Genomic DNA, 20,092 nt, shown 5'->3' on the forward strand with positions numbered 1-20,092 from the left:
GAAGCAGACGCTGCGGCAGATACAAAGAAACCCGCCAAGGAGCCTTGGCGGGTTCTCTGGAATGCGTGGTGCGGATCTACGCCAGCGATCGGCCTTGCGCCGCCGGCGTCGGCGCAGCCGGGGTGATCAGAGCCTCCTGGGGAAGGTGAAGCGCGGACACAATACGACGCAGCTTCGACGGGTCGGTCACTCTGCCGCTTTCGATATCCTCAATCTCGTCCACCGCCAGGCCGCATGTCAGGGAGAGCTCTTCCACGCTGTAACCGCGGGTCTCCCGCATCGCTCTGAGGGTATTGTAATTTGGCCCGCTTCCGTTGGTTGCCGGTTCGGAGTGGGCTTCGCTTTTCGCATTATGGGGCATTGGCAACTCCATGACTGAAAGAGTTTGATCAAATGAGGAGTGTTGCCTGAGACGGTCGGGAAGATGCCCTCTCGCCGGCGATTTGCCAAGAGCCAAAAGGGCCGTCACGGGATCGTGAACCAGGTGCCTGGCGCGGCCCTCTCGCGCACACGTCGCGATCAAGTTGTTTTGAAGGTCCGATCAGCCTTTTGCCGGCAGTTTCGCCGCGCTCGTTCGTTATCTCCGGGTCGCTGGCGTGAAACCATCCGGTTCCAGCCGGCTCGTTCCCGGAAGGATTTTTTGCAATGAACCTGAAGACAGTCATGGTCGTGCTCGGCACGATTTCCAGCCTTTCCGTCGCCGGCGCGGGCGCCGCCCAGGCCGCAGACGCGCTGCGTGTGCGCGGCACGGTGGTCAGTTTCGAGCCCACGCTGCTCACCGTGAAAACGCGCCAGGGCGATACCGATGCGATCAAGCTCAAGGCTGGCTGGAAGATCTCGGGCGTCGCCAACGCCTCGGCAAAGGATATCAAGCAGGGCGATTTCCTCGGCATTGCCTCTGTTTCGAAAGCGGATGGCGGCAGCGGCGCCCTGGAGGTGGTGGTCTTTCCGGCCGCGCTGAAAGGCACTGGCGAGGGCGACCGTCCCTGGGACCTGCAGCCAAACAGCCGGATGACCAACGGCACCGTCGCCGACGTTACCGATATAAGCGGGCGATCCGTCACCCTGACCTATGACAATGGCCAGACCAAGAAGATCTCGATCCCCGACACCACGCCCGTCGTGACCTTCGCGCCGGCGACGCCTACCAACCTCAAGCCGGGTGCGACGGTCTTCGTCACCGCTGAGCGGGGCAGCGACGGCGCGCTGAGCGCCAGCCGCGTCGTGGTCGGAACCAACGGCGTCGTGCCACCGATGTAGTCGAACAGGCGGCCCAATGGCCGTCTCTCTCGATCTTGCCGTGCATGGTGGCGGGAGGCTGGATTGGGCAGAAACAGTCCAGAAACAAAATTCTACAATCGGGAAATACTGACGAAAAAATTCAGGCGCGTAATTCCATTCGCGGCGGCCGGGCTATCGCCTCGATCCGTATGCGCCCGCGAAACAAAAGGAAACCATCCATGAAGAAGTCCCTCCTCTCGGCCCTCGGGCTTGCAGTTGCATTGGCTTTCACGGTGCCCGTCATCGGCGCGACGAGCGCGGATGCGGCCCCGATGGCCAAGCATCATCGTCACCACCATCATCACCGCCACCATGTCCGCCACCACCATCATCACCGCCACCACCACCATGTGATCGGAAACAAGGCCTAAGCACCGCAGACTGCCACCGAGAAGACCGGCCTTGGCTTCCTGTCCAAGGCCGGCTACTCCGCCCCGCGAGGCTCGATCTCGGACTGGATCAACAATTCACGCAAATCCACGCCGCGACGTCGTCGTCTATCCCGGCGCTGGTATGGCACCACGACCAATCCGGCATTCGCCAGCGAAATCGAGCGGCTCTGGCGGCTCGACCAATCGCATTGCGCCGGCGGCACAGAGGTGCGAGGCGCCTCCAGCGACAACAGACATAGCCGACCGCAAGGAAAATGACGGATCACCTTGAGGCGAGCCGTCACTTCTCCTGCTCGTATCCCCGGGATTTGGGTTCTAGAATTCAGCGCCGGCTGAACAGCAGACTGGCGACAAGACCGAGCACCACAAGGCCCACCGCCGCGGCAGCCGCCGGATGGTCGCGGGCCGACCTCTCGATCACCCTGCCCTGTTTACGGATTGCCGGCATGGCGTCGCGCAGGCGCCCGGCGAGATCGGAATAGGTGTCCAGCGCGGCATCGCGACCGTCCTCGTAATACGCGCCGCCTCGCCTTGCCACGGCCCTCTTCAAGCTGGCCAGTTCCTTGGTAAGAGCCGCGACCTGCCTGTCGAGATCGATGTCGGAGAGGGTCGAAAATGATGCCATTGGTATGTTTCCTTCACTTGCAGAAGGAAGCGTAACGCCTCACCGGAAGACGGGTTCCGGCTTTCGAACTATCGATGTCGCGTCGGGCCGCGGTCAGCGCACCTGGTCAAGCAGGCGCTTGCATTCCAGGAGGTCGAACAGCGCCTCCTGCAGCAAGGCCCTGTTGTCGCGCGAGAGTTTCGATGCATCCGGCTGCACCGGACCCTCCTCGTCGCTCTTGCCCAGGCCGAAAAAGCGGCGGCTGGGCTTCACCCGCGGCTGGCCAACCAGTTCGTCGTCCATGCCGCGCGGCTGAGCCGCCGGCGTCAGCGGCACTTGGTCAGCCTGCTTTCGCTGCGAGATCGCCTCTACGGCGGCCATGTCGCCATTGCCGATGGCAACCAGGAAATGGTTGCCGTTCTCGCGCAACAGCTTCTGCACGCCCTTGATGGTGTAGCCCTGGTCGTAGAGCATGTGGCGGATGCCCTTGATCAGCTCGACATCCTGCGGCCGGTAGTAACGACGGCCGCCGCCGCGCTTCATCGGCTTGATTTGGTTGAAACGCGTTTCCCAGAAGCGCAGCACATGCTGCGGCAGATCGAGATCTTCGGCGACCTCGCTGATGGTACGAAAGGCGTCGGGGCTCTTGTCCATGGGCGAATCCTCACGCTGGACGATGATCCGGCCTACCTGCCGAATCGGGGCTTATTTCAGCGGTTTATGAAGCAATATTCAAGCCCGGCGTCATGGCGGCGACGGTTTTCAACCGCGCAGTAGGACTACTTGCCGCTTTTGGCCTTGCCGCTCTGATGGGAGCGCAAGATACGGCTCTTCAGCACATTCGACGACTTGAAGGTCATCACCCGACGCGGCAGGATCGGCACTTCCTCGCCGGTCTTGGGATTGCGGCCGATGCGTTCGTTCTTGGAGCGGACGTGGAATGTCGCGAAGGACGACAGCTTCACCGTTTCGCCGCGCACGATGGCTTCGCAGATTTCATCCAGCACCGCTTCGACGAGTTCGGCCGATTCAGTGCGCGACAGGCCGACCTTCCGGTAAACTGCCTCGGCAAGGTCGGCGCGCGTAAGTGTCTTTCCCCCCATGCGACCGTCCCATCAGCTCAAAACATAAAATTCGGCACAACAACGGCAGAGCCTAAGTAATTGATCCGTCAAGGTCAAGGACCGAAACTGGACCGTTCGGCACTTACCAGCGAACCAGGACAGCGCCCCAGGTGAAGCCGCCACCCATCGCTTCCAGGAGGACGAGATCGCCCTTCTTGATGCGGCCGTCGGCGACGGCCACCGACAGCGCCAACGGCACGGAAGCAGCCGAGGTGTTACCGTGCAAATCGACCGTAACCACCACCTTTTGCTCAGCTATCCCGAGCTTCTTGGCGGAAGCGTCAATAATTCGTTTATTGGCCTGGTGGGGCACGAACCAGTCGAGATCATCGGCCGAGATACCGGCTTGCGCGAACGTCGCCTCGATGACATCGGTGATCATGCCGACCGCGTGCTTGAAGACTTCGCGGCCCTCCATCCGGAGGTGGCCGACCGTACCCGTGGTCGACGGCCCGCCGTCGACGAAAAGCTTGTCCTTGTGCGTGCCGTCGGAGCGCAGGCTGGCCGCCAGAACGCCATGGTCGGCGATCGCGCCCGTCCCCTCGCCTGCTTCCAGGATCATGGCACCGGCGCCGTCGCCGAACAGCACACAGGTCGAGCGGTCGCTCCAGTCGAGGATGCGCGAGAATGTTTCCGAACCGATCACCAGGACACGCTTGGCCAGGCCGCCGCGGATGTAGAGATCGGCGGTGGTCACGGCATAGACGAAGCCCGAACAGACCGCCTGCAGGTCGAAGGCAAAGCCGTGATGCATGCCGAGCCGGTTCTGGATCTCGACGGCAGTGGCCGGGAACGTGTTGTTGGGCGTCGAGGTCGCCAGCACGATCAGATCGATGTCGGCGGGCGTGAGGCCCGCATTGGCAAGTGCGGCACGTGCCGCTGCTTCCCCCAGCGAAGCCGTGGTCTCGTCGTCACCAGCGATATGGCGCTGGCGAATACCGGTACGCTGGGCGATCCACTCGTCGGAGGTCTCGACCATGCCTTCGAAATCGGCATTCTTCATGATTCGGCGGGGCAGCGCGGCGCCCGTGCCGCGCACGACTGATCTGATCAAAGTTCTTTCCTATTCCTTTGCGTCGGTGACGACGTCGGATTTCCTAGATGACAGGGCACGCGGGTTGCGCGCATGAAACAGGTCCAGATCGGCCTCGATGCGGTCGAGGAGGTTGTTGCGGACCATGTCATAGCCGAGTTCGATCGCGGCGGCGAACCCGTCAGAATCAGCACCGCCATGGCTTTTGACGACGATGCCGCTCAACCCCAGGAAAACGCCGCCGTTGGAGCGGCCGACATCCATCTTTTCGCGCAGGCGATCGAAGGCGCCCTTGGCGAAGATGTAGCCGATCCTGGCCATCAGAGTCCGGCTCATCGCCGCGCGCAGATAGCCACCGATCTGGCGCACCGTGCCTTCCGCCGTCTTCAGCGCGATGTTGCCGGCAAAGCCTTCGGTGACGACGACGTCGACCACGCCCTTGCCGATATCGTCACCCTCGACGAAACCGTGATAGTTCATCGAGGCCATGTTGGCTTCGCGCAGCATGCGCCCGGCCTCCTTGACCTCTTCCTGGCCCTTGATCTCCTCGACGCCGACATTGAGCAGGCCGACGCTGGGCCGGGCTATGCCGAAGACCGAGCGCGCCATGCCGGTGCCGAGAATGGCAAAATCAATGAGCTGTTGCGCATCGGCCCCAATGGTCGCGCCGACGTCCAGCACCACGCTTTCGCCGCGCAATGTCGGCCAAAGGGCTGCAATCGCCGGGCGATCGATGGTGGCCATGGTGCGCAGGCAAAATTTCGACATCGCCATCAGCGCGCCGGTGTTGCCGGCGGAAATGCAGGCGTCGGCCGTGCCGGCCTTGACCGCTTCGACGGCCTTCCACATCGATGATTTCCAGCGGCCGTGGCGCAGCGCCTGGCTCGGCTTGTCGTCCATCCTGACCGCAACTTCGCAATGGAAGAATTCGCTGATCTCGGCGAGCTTGGGAAATTTGGCAAGTTCGGGGCGCACGACTTCCTCACGCCCGAAGATGACGAAGCGGACGTCGGGACGACGGGTCGCGACCGTCATGAGCGCTGGTATGACCACGGCTGGTCCGTGATCGCCGCCCATGGCATCGATGGAAATCCTGATCACGCGGTATTTATCTCACGGTTAGGCGGCAGGTCGCTTGAGCGACCGCGAAGGTTCGGCGAAAATAACGGTTTTGGGCTGCCGCACAACCGACTTTTCCGTCGCGGGCGAGCTTTTCAGGATTTTCCCAGCAAGGATCGCAGTTTTTGCTGAAATTCATTCTCCGCCGGTTCGGTCTCGCTGCCGGCATTGAGCGATGCGCCCTGCTTACGCGGATAGGGGTCGATGGCGAGCCCGAAATACTGTTCGGCGAGTGCCCCGACATCGATCGTGTCACCGGAAAATGTCTCTGGACTGTCAGGGCCTTCCGCATCGAGCAGGATCTCGCCGCCACCATCGAAGCCCTGCCGTCCGAGCTTGGAATCCTCGGGCAGCAGCAGCGCTTCGACCGGTTCGTCGATATGCGCTTCGACAGGCTCGAGCGTGACGATGCAGGCCTGAGTGATGTCGGCCTCGACGCGGCCGCTGATCTTCACGCCATTGCGCTTCCATGACGCGACCAGAAGCTCGGCGCGATAGGATTCGACCGAAATCAGCCCGTGCTCCTCGGCCAGTGCCGCACGCTGTGCGGCATCGGCCTCGATAACCAGCGGCAGGCCCTTCTGCGGCAGGCGCGTAATGTTGGCGCGGAAGGAGACCGGGCTTTGCGGGTCAACATGCTTCATTGTTCAACCTCCTTGGCGGCGGGAAAGGTCAGCGTGCCGGAGACAATCGATTCGGATGGCTGCGCGGCCAGATGACTGCGCGCGTCGGTAACATAGTTGGCCAGCAGCGATGCTTCCAACCAGGCGCCCGCGTCAGGCCGGACATTGCGGGCAAGAGCCGCGGTCAGCCCGTCATGGTCGTTTCTTTCCAAGGCATCGTCATAGGCAGCGGTACGGCCATAAAACATCTTTGCCAGCTTTTTCATGCGTTTGGGCACGCCAACGTCGCCAATGCCCAATTCCCGCAACGAATGGTCGACGTCGAGGAAGAACTCGTCGATCAGCACCTGGGCGACCTCCTGCGCCGCACCGCTCTCCCCGCGCAACCTGTGCTGGAACAGGAACATGTGCAGCGACAGCATCTCGAAACGGCCAAGCGGCGTATCTGGCACATTCCAGTGGGAATAAAACACAGTCTGCCGCGCCGCCGCCACGATTTGTGCGTAAAGCGCCTCGGTGATAGCGCGGTTCGCGTAGCGTTCGCGGCCAAAAAAGCGCTGGAACATTGGGGATGGTCTCCTGGGGACCGTTTGTTGAAGTGGGCTTGTTGCATCGGCAAGCAAGCTGGTTTACCGGTTTCGCGGCCCAGCGCAAGTTGCGGCCAGCTAATGGAGTTGTTGTTGCGCGCGCTGAATTTCAAGTCGACCTTCTCGTCCAGGCCCGCCGGCGCGATCTCGCTGCTGATGATCGTTTCGGCACTGTCCGCCTGCCACACCTCCAAGATGATGGGCGATCTCAGCCCGAGCGAGACGCTGACGCAAGGTTACGTCATAGACCAGCAGGCAATCGACCTGGTGCCGGTCGGTTCGAGCCGCGAGCAGGTGCTTCTGGCGCTCGGCACGCCGTCGACGACCGCGACCTTCGACAACGAGGCATTCTATTACATTTCGCAGACGCGCAAGCGCTACGTCGCCTTCGACAAGCCACGGCTCATTGACCAGCATGTGCTGGCTGTCTATTTCGGCGCCGATGGCCGTGTCACCCAGATCGCCAATTACGGGAAGAAGGATGGCAAGATGTTCGACTTCATCTCGCGCACCACACCGACCGGCGGCAAGGACCAGAACTTCCTCAGCCAGGTCATCAACGGTGCCAGCAAGCTGGCGCCCGGCATTCCCGGCGGCGGCGTCTAATTCCCTTCGGCTTCCATTCCCGGAAGCCTCGTCATCTCAGGCGACCAAAAACCCGCGGGAGCGATCCTGCGGGTTTTTGTTATGGGTCACCAGTCGGGCACGGCCACTGGCATGCTGCAGTGGCCACCACTGAAAACACGACGCTGGGCCCGGCATAAGGTGCCAGCGCACGCATTGCGAAGACCGGGCGAAAGCGAGCGCTGAAGGATAGTTTGGCTTTGCCTCAACAAAAAACCCGCGGGATCGCTCCCGCGGGTTTTTTCGGGCTGAAGCCTTGATCAGCCGTGCGCGAGCACCGCCAGCAGCAAGAGTGCGACGATGTTGGTGATCTTGATCGCCGGGTTGACGGCCGGGCCAGCGGTGTCCTTGTAGGGATCGCCGACCGTGTCGCCGGTCACCGAAGCCTTGTGCGCCTCGGAACCCTTGAGATGCTTGACGCCGTCCTTGTCGACAAAGCCGTCTTCGAAGGACTTCTTGGCGTTGTCCCAGGCACCGCCGCCAGAGGTCATCGAGATGGCGACGAACAGGCCATTGACGATGACGCCGAGCAACGAGGCACCCAGCGCTGCAAAGGCGGACGCCTTCGAGCCCGAGATCAACAGCACGCCGAAATAGACCACGAGCGGTGCCAGCACCGGCAGCAGCGACGGGATGATCATCTCGCGGATCGCCGCCTTGGTCAGCAGATCGACCGCGCGTGCGTAGTTCGGCTTCGAGGTGCCGGCCATGATGCCCGGATCCTCGCGGAACTGCTTGCGCACTTCCTCGACGATGGCGCCCGCCGCGCGGCCGACGGCCGTCATGGCGATGCCGCCGAACAGATATGGGATCAAGCCGCCGAAGATCAGGCCGGCGACGACGTAGGGGTTGGAGAGATCGAAGGAGATCTCGCCCATGCCCTGGAAGTAGGGATATTTGTCGCCATTGGCGGCAAAGAACTTCAGGTCGTTCGAGTAGGCGGCAAACAGCACCAGTGCGCCGAGACCGGCCGAGCCGATGGCGTAGCCCTTGGTCACCGCCTTGGTGGTGTTGCCTACCGCGTCGAGCGCGTCGGTGGAGTGGCGCACTTCCTTGGGCAGGCCGGCCATTTCGGCAATGCCGCCGGCATTGTCGGTGACCGGGCCGAAGGCGTCGAGCGCAACGATCATGCCGGCAAGACCGAGCATCGTCGTGACCGCGATCGCCGTACCGAAGAGGCCGGCAAGCTGATAGGTCGAGATGATGCCGCCGACGATGACGATCGCCGGCAGCGCCGTCGATTCCAGCGAGACCGCAAGGCCCTGGATGACGTTGGTGCCGTGACCGGTGACCGACGCCTGAGCGATGGAGTTGACCGGGCGCTTGTTGGTGCCGGTGTAGTACTCGGTGATGACGACGATGAGACCGGTCACCACGAGGCCGATCAGGCCGCATATGAACAGGTTCTTGCCGGTGATGACCATGCCGGCGACTGTGCCGATCTCGCCCCAGCCGAGCGTCACCTGTGTGGCGACGCCGAGGCCGACGATGGACAGCAGGCCGGTGACGATCAGGCCCTTGTAGAGCGCGCCCATGATCGAGCCGTTGGAACCGAGCTTGACGAAGAAGGTGCCGACGATCGAGGTCAGGATGCAGGCGCCGCAGATGGCGAGCGGATAAAGCATGGCCGCACCCAGCACGGCGGTGCCGCCAAAGAAGATGGCAGCCAGAACCATGGTGGCGACGACGGTCACCGCATAGGTTTCGAACAGGTCAGCGGCCATGCCGGCGCAGTCGCCGACATTGTCGCCGACATTGTCGGCGATGGTGGCCGGGTTGCGCGGATCATCTTCGGGAATGCCGGCTTCGACCTTGCCGACGAGATCGCCGCCGACGTCGGCGCCCTTGGTGAAGATGCCGCCACCGAGACGAGCGAAGATCGAGATCAGCGATGCGCCGAAACCGAGCGAGACCAGCGAGTCGATGACGATGCGGTCATTGGGCTGGAGGCCCATGAAGTGGGTCAGGATGAGGTAGTAGATCGACACGCCGAGCAGGGCCAGGCCAGCAACCAGCATGCCGGTGATGGCGCCCGATTTGAACGCGATGTCGAGGCCGGCAGCGAGGCTGTTCGATGCGGCCTGCGCCGTACGAACGTTGGCGCGAACGGAGACATGCATGCCGATGAAGCCGGCGGCGCCCGAAAGCACCGCACCGATCAGGAAGCCGATCGCGGCGGTGATGGACAGCAGCCACCAGGCGAGCACGAGGACGACGACGCCAACGATGGCGATGGTGGTGTATTGACGCGCCAGATAGGCTTGTGCGCCCTCGCGGATAGCCGCGGAGATTTCCTGCATGCGTGCATTGCCTTGATCGGCCGCAAGGACCGAACGTGTCGCCCAGATGGCGTAAAGGATTGAAAGCAGGCCGCAGGCGATGACGGCGGAAATAATTGTCATTGCCGGATTTTCCTCGATTGATGGCCCAAAAGAACCCCTCCCTGGGCCGTTGAGACAAAGACCGGATTCCGCGCACGGAATCCGCCTCTTCGCATCGGTGTATGCGAAACAGGGCTGCGAACGTCAAGATATTGTTCGGTTTTTGCCCGGCTTTCGCCTAAATGGTTTAGACGGCGGCGTGCTTGGCAATGATGTCGCCTGATTAGATCGATTGAAATGACGCTGCGGCACTGAGCTGTCAGCTCCTCCCACCCGATCCGCTAGCGACGTGGAGCGTGAACGCGTCCGCCGGCGCCTATGCTTCTTTGCAAAGACCTGTAGGGTAGCCTATCTTCAGGATGGAACCGGAGCTAGCCTATGAATTTCAAAGCTATTATCCACGAAGCCGACGAAGGCGGGTTCTGGGCAGAGGTGCCGGCAATTCCGGGCTGCGCGACCCAGGGCGAAACCATGGAAGAACTTGTCCAGAATTTGCGTGAAGCGATCGAAGGCTGCCTCTCAGTAGAGCCGCTGTCATTCACGTCGGAGCCTGGGCGGATCGTGGAAATCGCTGTTTGAAGTCCATTTCCGGCAAGGAATTTGCGCGTGCCGTCGAACGGCAAGGCTGGAAGCTTTTGCGCATCGCCGGAAGCCACCACATCTATGGCAAGCAGGGAAGCATTGTTCGGCTTTCAATCCCTATTCATGCCAATAAACCGCTCAAAACCGGACTTCTACGACATCTCCTAGCGCTCGCTGAAATGAACGAGCGCGATATCTGAGATACTGTCGACTATTCGGCCTCTCTGCCCATGCGGCGCGCCGTGTAGCGCTCGATCGCCGACAGACCGTCATAGATCAGCACGGCAAGCGCTGCCACGATCAGGCCGCCTTGCAGGATGAAGGCGAGATTGTTGGACAACAGCCCGGCGATGATCACTTCGCCCAGCGTTTTGGCTGCCACGGTCGAACCGATGGTCGCGGTGGCAAGACTGATCACCACCGACAGCCTGATGCCGCCGAGAATGATCGGGGCGCTGAGCGGCAGCTCGACCTTGGTGAGCCTTTGCCAACCGGTCATGCCGGCGCCGCGCGCCGCCTCGACGACATTGGCCGGCAGCGTCGTCAGGCCGGTCAGTGCATTCTCGAAAATCGGCAGCAGGCCATAGAGAAACAGGGCGATCAGTGTCGGCTTCTCGCCGAAGCCGACGGCCGGTACGGCAAGCGCCAGCACCGCCACCGGCGGAAAGGTCTGACCGATGTTGACGAGGCTGCGCGATAGCGGCAGGAATTCAACACCGGCCGGCCTGGTGACCAGGACGGCAAGCGCCACCGCAACGATGGTTGCCGCCACGGTGGCGATCAGAACCGTGCGTAAGTGCAGCAGGGTCAGCGTCAGCAGACTGCCCTGGTTGTAGATCACCGGCGCGTTGTTTTCGGTCAGCGGCTTCAGCAGCGGCACGAACCACCCGGGATTGGTGACGAAGGCGACAAGCAGCACCACCAATGCTAGCCTGAGCAGCGATGGAAGCCAGGCCTTCATGCCGGCCTCGCCGCACGCTTCACCAGCCCTTCGACGGTCACGCGGCCAAGCGGCTTGCCGTCGGCGCCTTTGACCGGCAGCGCCGGCCGGCCCGACCACAACAATTCGGCCAGCGCGTCGCGCTGGCTCGCATCGCCGGGGATCGCCTCACCTTCGGCGGAGCCCTTCTCCACGGCATCGCGGACACGGCCGAGCGACAGCAACCGGAACGGCCTTTCGCTGGCGCCAACCAGGGTCTCGACGAAGGCGCTTGCCGGCTTTGCCAGGATCTCGGCCGGCTTGGCGTATTGCACCAGCTTGCCGGCATCCATGACCGCGATCTTGTCGCCCATATGCACGGCCTCTTCCATGTCGTGGGTGACGAGGATGATGGTGGTGCCGAAGCGCTTCTGGATCGCCAGCAGATCTTCCTGCGCCTTGGTGCGGATGATCGGGTCGAGGGCGCCGAACGGTTCGTCCATCAACAGCACGTTGGGTTCGGCGGCGAGTGCGCGGGCAACACCGACGCGCTGCTGCTGGCCGCCGGACAGTTCGTGCGGGTAGCGAGGCCCGAAGGCTTCGGGATCGAGCTGATAGAGCGTCATCAACTCGTCGACCCGGGCCTTGATACGGTCCTTGTCCCAGCCAAGCAGCACCGGCACGGTGGCAATGTTCTGTGCCACCGTGCGATGCGGAAATAGGCCGTGGCCCTGGATAGCGTAGCCGATGCTGCGGCGCAGCTCGTAGCCGGGCAGCGAACGATTGTCGGCGCCGTCGAGCTTGATGATGCCTGAGGTCGGCTCGACCAGCCGGTTGATCATGCGCAGCAGCGTCGTCTTGCCGGAACCGGACGTGCCGACAATGACGGCGATGGTGCGCGGCTCGATGACCATCGACACGTCATCGACCACGGTCGTCGCGTCATAGCGCTTGGTGATGCCTTCGATCTCGATCATGCCGTTTCAACCCTGCGCCTGGTGGCGGTCATTTCGATCACCGCATCGAGGATGATGGCGGCGGCAAAGGCGAGCGCGACCGTTGGCACCGCGCCAAGCAGCACAAGGTCCATCGCCGTCTGGCCCACACCCTGGAAGACGAACACGCCGAAACCGCCGCCGCCGATCAGCGCGGCAATGGTGGCGAGGCCGATGTTCTGCACCAAGACGATGCGGATGCCGGTGAGGATGACAGGAAAAGCCAGCGGAAACTCGACGCCGAACAGGCGCTGCCTGTCGGTCATGCCCATGCCGCGCGCGGCGTCGTTGGCGGCGCGCGGCACGCCGGCGAGACCGACCACGGTGTTGGCCACTACCGGCAGCAGCGAGTAAAGGAACAGCGCCACAAAAGCCGGTGCGGTGCCGATGCCGCGAATGCCGAGCGCGGCAGCTCCCGGCACATGCGTGGCAACCCAGCCGAGCGGCGCGATCAAAAGGCCGAACAGCGCGATCGAGGGAATGGTCTGGATGATGTTGAGCACGTTGAGAACGCCGGCGCGCAGACTTTCGACACGATGGCAGAGAATGCCGAGTGGCAGGCCGACGACCACCGCCGCAAGCAGCGACCCTAGCGCCAGCGTTACATGCTTGGAGCCCTCTACCCAGAAACTGCCGGCGCGGTTGAAATATTCCTTCAGGATCGACAGATTGTCCCAGCTTCCCGAAATCAACAGCAGCCCGATCGCCAAAGCCGCGACCACAAGCACGCCAACCCGCGCCAATGGGGACAGGTTCAGCCTTGTCAGCACGTCGGCGAGCAAAAGCGTGAAGGCAAAGATCAGAATCCAGAAACCGGAGGCTGGCGAAACTCTGGCGAAGGTGTTGCCCGCCGGCGTGAGAAATGTTCCGGCGACACCGATCAGCAGCGCAAGCGCGGCCAGCGCCATCACGCTGGCGGCAAGGCGCAGCACAAGTGGTGTCTTGAACAGCGCAATGAGTGCTGCGGCGACAATGATGGCGAGCAGCAGCGTTCCGGTCGTTGCCGGCAGCGCATCGAGAATCGAGCGCGCCTGGCCGGGGACGATGCGGTTGGCACGGAACGTGGCAAAGGGGGCGGCGAAGGCCGCATATGCTGATATCGCGGCGATGACCACGCCGAGCTTGTCGAAGCGGCTGTTCACGCTCTGCCCCGTCAGTCGATCCGGCGCGCCACGAAAGCGACGCGCCGGAATCCTCCTACTTCAGGAAGCCGTTCTTCTTCAGGAAGTCCTCGGCGACGCCCTTGACCGGCTCGCCGCCGACCTGCACGCGACCGTTCAGCTCCTGCAGCGTGACGAGGTCGAGCTTGGCGAAGACCGGCTTCAGCAGCGTCTCGATCTCGGGATGCTCCTTCAGCACCGCTTCGCGGATGATCGGCGCCGGCTGGTAGACCGGCTGCACGCCCTTGTCGTCGTCGAGCACGACGAGCCCGGACGGTGCGATGCCGCCATCGGTGCCGTAGACCATGGCCGCATTGGCGCCGTTGGTCTGGTTGGCGGCCGCGGCAATGGTTGCCGCCGTGTCGCCGCCCGAGAGCGTGATCAGCTGGTCCGGCTTCAGCGTGAAGCCATAGGTGGTCTGGAAGGCCGGCAGTGCAGCCGCCGAATTGACGAACTCGGCGGAAGCCGCCAGCACCACCTGTCCGCCGCCCGCGACATATTTGCCGAAATCGGTGAGCGTGGCGAGCTTGTTGGTTTCGACGACTTCCTTGCGCAGCGCGATCGCCCAGGTGTTGTTGGCGGGCGACGGCGACAGCCAGACGATCTTGTTGGCGTCGTAGTCGAGCTTCTTGGCCGTTTCATAGGCCTTGGCGGCGTCTTTCCAGACCGGGTCGTCGGCCTTTTCGAAGAAGAAAGCGGCGTTGCCGGTATATTCGGGATAGATGTCGATCTCGCCGGCGGTGATCGCCTTGCGCACCACCGGCGTGCCACCGAGCTGGATACGGTCCGATGTCTTGATGTTGTTGGCGTTGAGCACGAGCTGGATGATGTTACCGAGCACGCCGCCCTCTGTGTCGATCTTGGAAGAGACAACCACCTGAGCATTGGCGGAAGCCACCGTGATGCCGAGCGCCAATGCCGCGCCGGCCAGAAACTTGACTGAAAACATTGTGAAACCCCTTGCTATGAACCGAAACGCGGTGACCGCATATGAGCATGGCTTCAACGGCCAGTCGGGGCACACGGTTTCATAACAGTAGGTACAGACGCAATATTTTTGTTCCGAAGCGGTAAATTCGGCCGACATCGTGCTGACAGCGCCGTGTCAGGTGAAACGGCGGATGGATCAGGCTTCAGCTTTGCGCAAGCTCGTCAGCTTGAGCGCGCCGAGCGCCACGAAGCACAGGACGGTGACCGGAAAGACTATCCAGTTCAGCATCTCCCAGCCCCAGGCGTTGTAGACCATGCCCGACATCAGCGAGGCGCAGGCGACGGAGCCGAACAGGACGAAGTCGTGGAAGCCTTGCACCTTGCCCTTTTCCGACGGCCGGTAGGTGGCGGCAACCATCGCGGTCGCGCCGATGAAGCCGAAGTTCCAGCCAAGGCCCAGCAGGATCAGCGACGTCCAGAACTGCCACAGCGCCAGGCCGGACAGAGCGACAATGGCGCAGCCGATGAGCAGGATCAGGCCGGTGGCCACAATGCGTTCGGCGCCGAAGCGATGGATCAGCGAGCCGGTGAAGAAGCTTGGCGCGAACATCGCCATGACGTGCCAGGAGATGCCGAGCGTCGCGTCGTTTTCCGAAAGGCCGCAACCGACCATGGCCAGCGGTGCGCCCGTCATGACGAAGCTCATCAGCGCATAGCTGCCGACCGCGCAGAAAAGCGCGGCGACGAAACGCGGCTGCGTGATGATTTCAGCCAGTGGTCTGGCGTCGCTGTCGGCGATCTCCACCTTGCCGGATGCTTTCGCCGGCAGCCGCAGGAACGACAGGATGATGGCGCCGACGGCGGCCAGCGGCAGGATGGAAATGAACGAACCGGCAAACATGACCGGCGCAAGCAATTCGCGGGTGAAGATGACGATCTGCGGCCCGAGGATGGCGGTGACGACGCCGCCGGCCAGCACGAAGGAGATGGCGCGCGCCTTGAATTCAGGCGGTGCGTTGTCGGCGGCGGCAAAGCGGAACTGCTGGACGAAGGCGCCGCCGACACCGATCGTGAGCAAGCCGAAGGCAAACAGCCAGAAGCCGCCCTGAAAAAGCGCCAAGGAGGCGATCAGGCCACCAAGCGCCGTGACGATCGTGCCGGTCATGAAGCCGCTTCGCTGGCCCATGCTGCGGATGATGGCCGCTGCAGGCAGCGCGCCGAGCGCCACGCCGATGTTGAAGCCGGTGATCGGCGCTGTCGCCAATGACTTGTCGGGACCAAGCAGATATTGCCCGGCCAGCGCGCCCACGGAGATGGCGATGGGGGCCGCCGAGCCGATGATCGCCTGCGAGGCGGCGAGGATCAGCGCGGTGCGGCGCGCCTCCTGACCGGTCTCGAGGGCGATCGCCGTCATGATGCGTCCTTGCCGCGCCCCTCGCCACGCACCCGGCGAGACACACGGTCGAGCACGGCATTGACCAGCTTCGGCTCGTCTTCCTCGTAGAAGGCCTTGGCGATGTCGACATATTCGGAGACGATGACGGCGACGGGGACATCCTCGCGCTTCATCAGTTCGTAGACGCCGGCGCGCAGGATGGCGCGCAGCGTCGAATCCAGCCGCGACAGGGGCCAGTCCTCGGTCAGCGCCTGGCGGATGATCGGATCGATGGTCTTCTGGTTCTCGACGACACCCGCCAGGATGGCGCGAAACCATTGCGCATCGGCCTCGCGATAGAGCGCGCCGTCAACTTCCTTGCCGAGACGAAAGGCCTCATATTCGGCGGTGATCTCGAAGACACCGCTGCCGGCGACATCCATCTGATAGAGCGCCTGCACGGCGGCCAGACGGGCAGCGCCGCGCTTGTTGGCGTGGCGCACCGTGGGCTGGCCGGGCGAAGCGGGTTCGCTCACGATCGCGCTCCCAATTGTTCCTTGAGGGCAATCATGGTCAGCGCCGCACGCGCGGCAAAGCCGCCCTTGTCGCCTTCCGAGCGCTTGGCGCGAGTCCAGGCCTGGGCGTCATTCTCGGTGGTGAGGATGCCGTTGCCGATGCAGACAGAGTCCTGCACGCTCAAATCCATGAGCGCTCGGCTGGATTCATTGGCGACAATGTCGAAATGATAGGTGTCGCCGCGGACGACGGTGCCGAGCGCGACAAAGCCGTCATAATGTGTGCCGCCTTCCGTTGCGCCGTCCAGTGCAAAGGTGATCACCGCGGGGATCTCGAGCGAACCTGGAACGGTGATGACATCATAAGTCGCGCCCGCTTCATCGAGCGCGCTTGTCGCGCCATCGAGCAGCGCGTCGGCAAGGTCGTCATGAAAGCGCGCTTCGACAATGAGCAGATGCGCCTTCGCCTTCGGACGAATGAAGGCTTTGCCGTGTTGGGATGTACCAGCCATAAAAGTCTCCGGGGAGTTGCCGGTGACTTAGGCCGAAGCCGGGTTCATCGCAAGCGAAGATGTTGCGCACGCCCGGTTTGCCGACCTATTCAGGTTCACCAACCTCGTTTTTGAGATGGCCGTCGAGGCTCTCAACCCAAGCCAGCACGGCCTGATGATCAATCACACGACCAGCGTCCACATCGGCCAGAGCCTCGAGCGTCCGTCGCCGGTATTCCCCCTTCCGGTACAGCCGAGATCCGTCTATTCCTGACCATCAAAGCCCCTCTTTCGTCGCCTCCACCAGCCGCGCCGCGTAGCGGGCCATGGTGTCGATCTCGAGATTGACGCGGTCACCGACCTTGCGCTCACCCCAAGTGGTCACGGTCAGCGAATGGTGGATCAAAAGCACGTCGAAGCGCGCGCCTTCGACCTTGTTGACGGTGAGCGAGGTGCCGTCGAGCGCGACCGATCCCTTGGGCGCAATGAACTTCGCCAGGTCGCGCGGCGCCTCCAGCGTGAAGCGCACCGCGTCGCCCTCATCCTTGCGCTCGACGATTTCGGCCATGCCGTCGACATGGCCCGAAACGATGTGGCCGCCGAGTTCGTCGCCGATCTTCAGCGCCCGCTCGAGATTGACTTTGGTGCCGGATTTCCAGCCCGAGGCCGTGGTCAGCCGCAAGGCTTCCTCCCATGCTTCAACCTCGAACCAGCGCGCATTCGAGCCGCTGTCGGGCAAGGCCGTCACCGTCAGGCAGACGCCGCCGCAGGAGATCGAGGCGCCGATGGCGATGGTCTGCGGGTCATAGGCTGTGTCGATGCGCAGCCCCACCCCTTCCCTGAGCGGCTTGACGGAAGCGACAGTGCCGACATCGGTGACAATTCCGGTAAACATCGGTGTTGATCCCTAGAGGTCTCTTATCCACTCGGCGTAGCTGTCTTCGCCGAAACGCATGTCGCGCAGCTTGCGAAATCCTGCCGGGATATGGTCGGCGTCGATTGGCGATGCAATGCCGTCGTCGCCGATCGCTTCCGGCCCCTGGAACAGCACAATGCGGTCGACCAGCCCATCGGCCAGGAAGGCGCTCGCCACCCTGGCGCCGCCCTCGACCAGCACGCTGGCCATGCCGAGCGCGGCCAGATCCTCGAGTAGTTCCGGCAAGGCTACGCCGCCCTCGTGCGTTTCCGTGCCGATGAAGCGGACGCCGGCGCGTTCGAGTGCTGCGCGCCGCAGCGGATCGGCCTCCAGGCAGGCGGCGACATAGAGCGGCACCCGGTCGACGCCCGAAACCAGCTTCGAGGCCTCCGGCAACCGGATCTGGCGGTCGAGCACGATGCGGGCAGGCGAACGGTTCTCCAGCCCCGGCAAACGCACCGTCAGGGCCGGATCGTCCTCAAGGGCCGTGCCGATACCAACCAGTATGCCATCCGCCTCGGCCCGCATCAGATACACTTCGCGGCGCGCGATATCTCCGGTGATCGACACCTGCCCACCGCCTTCCCTGCCGATCTTTCCGTCGCTGGAAAGCGCAAGCTTGAGAACCACTTCTGGGCGTTTTCTCAACGAACGAATCAAATAGCCGGCCATCTGCTCGGAGGCTTGCTCGGCCAACACCTTCTCGACCACCTCGACACCGGCGGCACGCAGGATCGCGTAGCCCTTGCCGGACACGCGCGAATCGGGATCGCTGGCCGCACCGACGACGCGCGCGACACCGGCATTGACCAGCGCATTGGCGCAAGGCGGCGTGCGGCCGTGATGGGCGCAAGGCTCCAGCGTGACGTAAGCGGTGGCGCCGCGCGCGAGCTCGCCGGCCTCGGCCAGGGCCTCGGTCTCGGCATGCGGGCGGCCGCCGACAGCGGTGACGCCGGTGCCGACGATCATCGGACCGTTGCCGTCATCGCGTACGATCAGCGTGCCGACGGACGGGTTGGTCGCGGTGCGCCCGGCATTTTTTCGCGACAGTCTGAGTGCCGCCGCCATGAAGCGGCGATCAAGGGCGGCCTGTTCGCTTGCAGTCATGCTCAGCTGGCTTCCTCTTCACCCTTGATTTCGTCGCCCTTGAGCTCGCCCAGCAATTCATGGAAATCCTTGGCCTCGCGAAAATTGCGGTAGACCGAGGCAAAGCGGACATAGGCGACGTCGTCGAGCGACTTCAGCGCTTCCATGACCAGCCGGCCGACTTCTCCCGAAGCAACCTCCGTCTCGCCGGAACTTTCGAGTTGGCGCACGATGCCGGTCACCGCGCGGTCGATGCGCTCGGGATCGACATTGCGCTTGCGCACGGCGATCTCCACGGAGCGCAGCAACTTGTCGCGGTCGAAGGGCACTTTGCGGCCCGATTTCTTGACCACGACGAGGTCGCGCAACTGCACGCGCTCGAAGGTGGTGAAGCGACCGCCGCAATCGGGGCAGACACGCCGCCTGCGGATCGCCGCGCCATCCTCTGCGGGGCGCGAATCCTTCACCTGCGTATCTTCTGACTGGCAATAGGGACAGCGCATGGAGAAGCCTTTGGTTGGCGAATCTGGTGAAGGGAAAGGCTTAGAGGTTTTTGCAGCGATGGCAAAGTGTCGCCAACAGCCCCTTGCGCTTCAGAGATAGCGAGGCGCAAGCAGGATTGCCAGCCTCGCCAGGCAGCCGCACCGCGTACCGATGTTTTCAGGGAGCTACGTCGGCGGTCGGGAATCCGCACGATGCACCGAGGCTGCGATAGGCCTTGGTGAAGCCATCCATGGATATGCTTCCAACAGGTGCGTCGCCAAAGGAGACATCAAGTACCGATGCCCGGCGCATGGCGCGCAGGAGCGCCAGGCTGATCTTGGCCTGATTGTCCACGGTCCAGCTGAGCCGGCCGTTGACGGCGCCATCGGAATGGAGTTTGGCGGCGACACGGCCCTTGTCATCGCCGAAGGTGGCGGCAATCGACTTGCCGGCCGGCAGACCCTTGTTGTCGACGGCGATGGTTATGGAGGGGTAGGCATCCGGCGGCAGTGCATCGCCGTTCGTGATGACGAGCGTCAAGGTACCGGGCACGCCGCCCGCGCCGATAAAGGCGGTCGAGGCAGCGCAGGTCTTGCGCAGATCCTCACCGGTGTCGACCTCGTCGACCAGGGTCGACCATCTGCCGAACGTTTCGAGCTTGGGTGCCGCCTGGGCGGGCGCCGCCGGCTCGGCCTGAGGTGCGGGTTGCGCGGGCGCGGGTTGAGCAGAGGCGGTTTGCGCCAAGGCGACGCCGGGGAAAGGCACGGCGATCAAAGCGGCCAGAGCGCCAACGGCACCAAGGTTGGCGAAACGAAACGGTCGCATCATCAAGGCTCCTGCCGGTCGCCCCGGCCTGCTGAAACGACGCTTGT

General features: G+C 63.2%; 25 protein-coding genes. 5 read left to right on the forward strand and 20 right to left on the reverse strand.

Going from position 1 to position 20,092, the window contains the following annotated elements; genetic code table 11:
• Positions 1 to 76: 76 nt before the first annotated feature.
• On the reverse strand, positions 77 to 361 hold the full coding sequence (locus EJ079_RS27575) for a helix-turn-helix transcriptional regulator (RefSeq protein ID WP_127810696.1): 285 nt from the start codon (positions 359 to 361) through the stop codon (positions 77 to 79).
• A gap of 284 nt (positions 362 to 645) precedes the next feature.
• On the opposite strand from EJ079_RS27575, the gene EJ079_RS27580 reads away from it, so the two are divergent.
• Entirely contained in the window at positions 646 to 1,260 is a 615-nt protein-coding gene (locus tag EJ079_RS27580) for a hypothetical protein (RefSeq protein ID WP_127810697.1), read from the forward strand.
• Positions 1,261 to 1,460: 200 nt separating this feature from the next.
• Positions 1,461 to 1,652, forward strand: coding sequence for a hypothetical protein (locus EJ079_RS33430; RefSeq protein ID WP_164781747.1), 192 nt, complete (start codon positions 1,461 to 1,463; stop codon positions 1,650 to 1,652).
• A gap of 343 nt (positions 1,653 to 1,995) precedes the next feature.
• Here the strand turns inward: EJ079_RS33430 and EJ079_RS27590 are convergent, their stop codons facing one another.
• The 7 genes from EJ079_RS27590 to EJ079_RS27620 form a co-directional block, all read right to left on the reverse strand.
• Complete coding sequence (locus tag EJ079_RS27590; protein ID WP_127270978.1) at positions 1,996 to 2,298, reverse strand: hypothetical protein; 303 nt, start codon at positions 2,296 to 2,298, stop codon at positions 1,996 to 1,998.
• Positions 2,299 to 2,391: 93 nt separating this feature from the next.
• Positions 2,392 to 2,931 (reverse strand): MerR family transcriptional regulator, encoded by a 540-nt coding sequence (locus EJ079_RS27595; protein ID WP_127270980.1) that lies wholly within the window; start codon positions 2,929 to 2,931, stop codon positions 2,392 to 2,394.
• 125 nt (positions 2,932 to 3,056) lie between these two features.
• Complete coding sequence (locus tag EJ079_RS27600; RefSeq protein ID WP_013532231.1) at positions 3,057 to 3,380, reverse strand: integration host factor subunit alpha; 324 nt, start codon at positions 3,378 to 3,380, stop codon at positions 3,057 to 3,059.
• 103 nt (positions 3,381 to 3,483) lie between these two features.
• Positions 3,484 to 4,455, reverse strand: coding sequence for a beta-ketoacyl-ACP synthase III (locus tag EJ079_RS27605; protein WP_127320649.1), 972 nt, complete (start codon positions 4,453 to 4,455; stop codon positions 3,484 to 3,486).
• Positions 4,456 to 4,464: 9 nt separating this feature from the next.
• Positions 4,465 to 5,535, reverse strand: coding sequence for a phosphate acyltransferase PlsX (plsX, locus tag EJ079_RS27610; protein ID WP_127396161.1), 1,071 nt, complete (start codon positions 5,533 to 5,535; stop codon positions 4,465 to 4,467).
• A 113-nt stretch (positions 5,536 to 5,648) separates the two neighbouring features.
• Positions 5,649 to 6,197 carry a DUF177 domain-containing protein gene (locus EJ079_RS27615; protein WP_027162417.1) on the reverse strand — a complete coding sequence of 183 codons (549 nt, stop codon included), beginning with the start codon at positions 6,195 to 6,197 and terminating at the stop codon, positions 5,649 to 5,651.
• Complete coding sequence (locus tag EJ079_RS27620; protein ID WP_127329707.1) at positions 6,194 to 6,742, reverse strand: ubiquinol-cytochrome C chaperone family protein; 549 nt, start codon at positions 6,740 to 6,742, stop codon at positions 6,194 to 6,196. The genes EJ079_RS27615 and EJ079_RS27620 overlap by 4 nt, the downstream gene beginning before the upstream one ends.
• 114 nt (positions 6,743 to 6,856) lie before the next feature.
• Between EJ079_RS27620 and EJ079_RS27625 the strand changes: the two genes are divergently transcribed.
• Positions 6,857 to 7,369, forward strand: a complete 513-nt coding sequence (locus EJ079_RS27625; RefSeq protein WP_127267855.1) for an outer membrane protein assembly factor BamE — start codon at positions 6,857 to 6,859, stop codon at positions 7,367 to 7,369.
• Between the two features lie 278 nt (positions 7,370 to 7,647).
• Here EJ079_RS27625 and EJ079_RS27630 read toward each other — a convergent pair whose 3' ends face one another.
• Positions 7,648 to 9,789: a sodium-translocating pyrophosphatase gene (locus EJ079_RS27630; protein ID WP_127381998.1), complete on the reverse strand. Its 2,142-nt coding sequence runs from the start codon at positions 9,787 to 9,789 to the stop codon at positions 7,648 to 7,650.
• A gap of 357 nt (positions 9,790 to 10,146) precedes the next feature.
• On the opposite strand from EJ079_RS27630, the gene EJ079_RS27635 reads away from it, so the two are divergent.
• Complete coding sequence (locus EJ079_RS27635; RefSeq protein ID WP_127329711.1) at positions 10,147 to 10,347, forward strand: type II toxin-antitoxin system HicB family antitoxin; 201 nt, start codon at positions 10,147 to 10,149, stop codon at positions 10,345 to 10,347.
• A complete protein-coding gene (locus tag EJ079_RS27640) occupies positions 10,344 to 10,550 on the forward strand; it encodes a type II toxin-antitoxin system HicA family toxin (RefSeq protein WP_127396164.1) in 207 nt (68 codons plus the stop codon). The genes EJ079_RS27635 and EJ079_RS27640 overlap by 4 nt, the downstream gene beginning before the upstream one ends.
• Before the next feature lie 11 nt (positions 10,551 to 10,561).
• On the opposite strand, the gene EJ079_RS27645 is transcribed toward EJ079_RS27640, so the two are convergent.
• The 11 genes from EJ079_RS27645 to EJ079_RS27700 form a co-directional block, all read right to left on the reverse strand.
• Entirely contained in the window at positions 10,562 to 11,311 is a 750-nt protein-coding gene (locus EJ079_RS27645) for an ABC transporter permease (protein ID WP_127810698.1), read from the reverse strand.
• Positions 11,308 to 12,246, reverse strand: coding sequence for an ABC transporter ATP-binding protein (locus EJ079_RS27650; protein WP_127267858.1), 939 nt, complete (start codon positions 12,244 to 12,246; stop codon positions 11,308 to 11,310). The genes EJ079_RS27645 and EJ079_RS27650 overlap by 4 nt, the downstream gene beginning before the upstream one ends.
• Entirely contained in the window at positions 12,243 to 13,406 is a 1,164-nt protein-coding gene (locus EJ079_RS27655) for an ABC transporter permease (protein WP_127810699.1), read from the reverse strand. Before EJ079_RS27655 ends, EJ079_RS27650 begins: the two co-directional genes overlap by 4 nt.
• A 55-nt stretch (positions 13,407 to 13,461) precedes the next feature.
• Positions 13,462 to 14,373 (reverse strand): ABC transporter substrate-binding protein, encoded by a 912-nt coding sequence (locus EJ079_RS27660; RefSeq protein WP_127397086.1) that lies wholly within the window; start codon positions 14,371 to 14,373, stop codon positions 13,462 to 13,464.
• Between the two features lie 177 nt (positions 14,374 to 14,550).
• Positions 14,551 to 15,768: an MFS transporter gene (locus EJ079_RS27665; RefSeq protein WP_127810700.1), complete on the reverse strand. Its 1,218-nt coding sequence runs from the start codon at positions 15,766 to 15,768 to the stop codon at positions 14,551 to 14,553.
• Positions 15,765 to 16,265, reverse strand: a complete 501-nt coding sequence (gene nusB, locus EJ079_RS27670) for a transcription antitermination factor NusB (protein WP_127322245.1) — start codon at positions 16,263 to 16,265, stop codon at positions 15,765 to 15,767. Before nusB ends, EJ079_RS27665 begins: the two co-directional genes overlap by 4 nt.
• On the reverse strand, positions 16,262 to 16,756 hold the full coding sequence (gene ribH / locus EJ079_RS27675; protein ID WP_127810701.1) for a 6,7-dimethyl-8-ribityllumazine synthase: 495 nt from the start codon (positions 16,754 to 16,756) through the stop codon (positions 16,262 to 16,264). The genes nusB and ribH overlap by 4 nt, the downstream gene beginning before the upstream one ends.
• A gap of 256 nt (positions 16,757 to 17,012) precedes the next feature.
• Entirely contained in the window at positions 17,013 to 17,630 is a 618-nt protein-coding gene (locus tag EJ079_RS27685; protein ID WP_127810702.1) for a riboflavin synthase, read from the reverse strand.
• A gap of 12 nt (positions 17,631 to 17,642) precedes the next feature.
• The gene (gene ribD, locus EJ079_RS27690) at positions 17,643 to 18,758 is read right to left on the reverse strand and encodes a bifunctional diaminohydroxyphosphoribosylaminopyrimidine deaminase/5-amino-6-(5-phosphoribosylamino)uracil reductase RibD (protein WP_127810703.1); all 1,116 of its coding nucleotides are present in this window, start codon (positions 18,756 to 18,758) and stop codon (positions 17,643 to 17,645) included.
• A gap of 2 nt (positions 18,759 to 18,760) precedes the next feature.
• On the reverse strand, positions 18,761 to 19,240 hold the full coding sequence (gene nrdR, locus EJ079_RS27695; protein ID WP_023810227.1) for a transcriptional regulator NrdR: 480 nt from the start codon (positions 19,238 to 19,240) through the stop codon (positions 18,761 to 18,763).
• A gap of 157 nt (positions 19,241 to 19,397) precedes the next feature.
• Positions 19,398 to 20,048, reverse strand: coding sequence for a hypothetical protein (locus tag EJ079_RS27700; protein WP_127810704.1), 651 nt, complete (start codon positions 20,046 to 20,048; stop codon positions 19,398 to 19,400).
• Positions 20,049 to 20,092 lie beyond the last annotated feature (44 nt).

Source organism: Mesorhizobium sp. M7A.F.Ce.TU.012.03.2.1, assembly GCF_004006095.1.
GTDB lineage: Bacteria > Pseudomonadota > Alphaproteobacteria > Rhizobiales > Rhizobiaceae > Mesorhizobium.

What these genes read in the sequence shown, in the direction of transcription:
- EJ079_RS27615 (WP_027162417.1), bottom strand. Translation starts at nt 6,197, where the DNA reads ATGAAGCATGTTGACCCGCAAAGCCCGGTCTCCTTCCGCGCCAACATT.
- EJ079_RS27665 (WP_127810700.1), bottom strand. Translation starts at nt 15,768, where the DNA reads ATGACGGCGATCGCCCTCGAGACCGGTCAGGAGGCGCGCCGCACCGCG.
- EJ079_RS27595 (WP_127270980.1), bottom strand. Translation starts at nt 2,931, where the DNA reads ATGGACAAGAGCCCCGACGCCTTTCGTACCATCAGCGAGGTCGCCGAA.
- nrdR (WP_023810227.1), bottom strand. Translation starts at nt 19,240, where the DNA reads ATGCGCTGTCCCTATTGCCAGTCAGAAGATACGCAGGTGAAGGATTCG.
- EJ079_RS27650 (WP_127267858.1), bottom strand. Translation starts at nt 12,246, where the DNA reads ATGATCGAGATCGAAGGCATCACCAAGCGCTATGACGCGACGACCGTG.
- EJ079_RS27685 (WP_127810702.1), bottom strand. Translation starts at nt 17,630, where the DNA reads ATGTTTACCGGAATTGTCACCGATGTCGGCACTGTCGCTTCCGTCAAG.
- EJ079_RS33430 (WP_164781747.1), top strand. Translation starts at nt 1,461, where the DNA reads ATGAAGAAGTCCCTCCTCTCGGCCCTCGGGCTTGCAGTTGCATTGGCT.
- EJ079_RS27620 (WP_127329707.1), bottom strand. Translation starts at nt 6,742, where the DNA reads ATGTTCCAGCGCTTTTTTGGCCGCGAACGCTACGCGAACCGCGCTATC.
- ribD (WP_127810703.1), bottom strand. Translation starts at nt 18,758, where the DNA reads ATGACTGCAAGCGAACAGGCCGCCCTTGATCGCCGCTTCATGGCGGCG.
- EJ079_RS27575 (WP_127810696.1), bottom strand. Translation starts at nt 361, where the DNA reads ATGCCCCATAATGCGAAAAGCGAAGCCCACTCCGAACCGGCAACCAAC.
- EJ079_RS27700 (WP_127810704.1), bottom strand. Translation starts at nt 20,048, where the DNA reads ATGATGCGACCGTTTCGTTTCGCCAACCTTGGTGCCGTTGGCGCTCTG.
- EJ079_RS27635 (WP_127329711.1), top strand. Translation starts at nt 10,147, where the DNA reads ATGAATTTCAAAGCTATTATCCACGAAGCCGACGAAGGCGGGTTCTGG.
- EJ079_RS27630 (WP_127381998.1), bottom strand. Translation starts at nt 9,789, where the DNA reads ATGACAATTATTTCCGCCGTCATCGCCTGCGGCCTGCTTTCAATCCTT.
- EJ079_RS27580 (WP_127810697.1), top strand. Translation starts at nt 646, where the DNA reads ATGAACCTGAAGACAGTCATGGTCGTGCTCGGCACGATTTCCAGCCTT.
- EJ079_RS27645 (WP_127810698.1), bottom strand. Translation starts at nt 11,311, where the DNA reads ATGAAGGCCTGGCTTCCATCGCTGCTCAGGCTAGCATTGGTGGTGCTG.
- EJ079_RS27660 (WP_127397086.1), bottom strand. Translation starts at nt 14,373, where the DNA reads ATGTTTTCAGTCAAGTTTCTGGCCGGCGCGGCATTGGCGCTCGGCATC.
- EJ079_RS27600 (WP_013532231.1), bottom strand. Translation starts at nt 3,380, where the DNA reads ATGGGGGGAAAGACACTTACGCGCGCCGACCTTGCCGAGGCAGTTTAC.
- ribH (WP_127810701.1), bottom strand. Translation starts at nt 16,756, where the DNA reads ATGGCTGGTACATCCCAACACGGCAAAGCCTTCATTCGTCCGAAGGCG.
- EJ079_RS27590 (WP_127270978.1), bottom strand. Translation starts at nt 2,298, where the DNA reads ATGGCATCATTTTCGACCCTCTCCGACATCGATCTCGACAGGCAGGTC.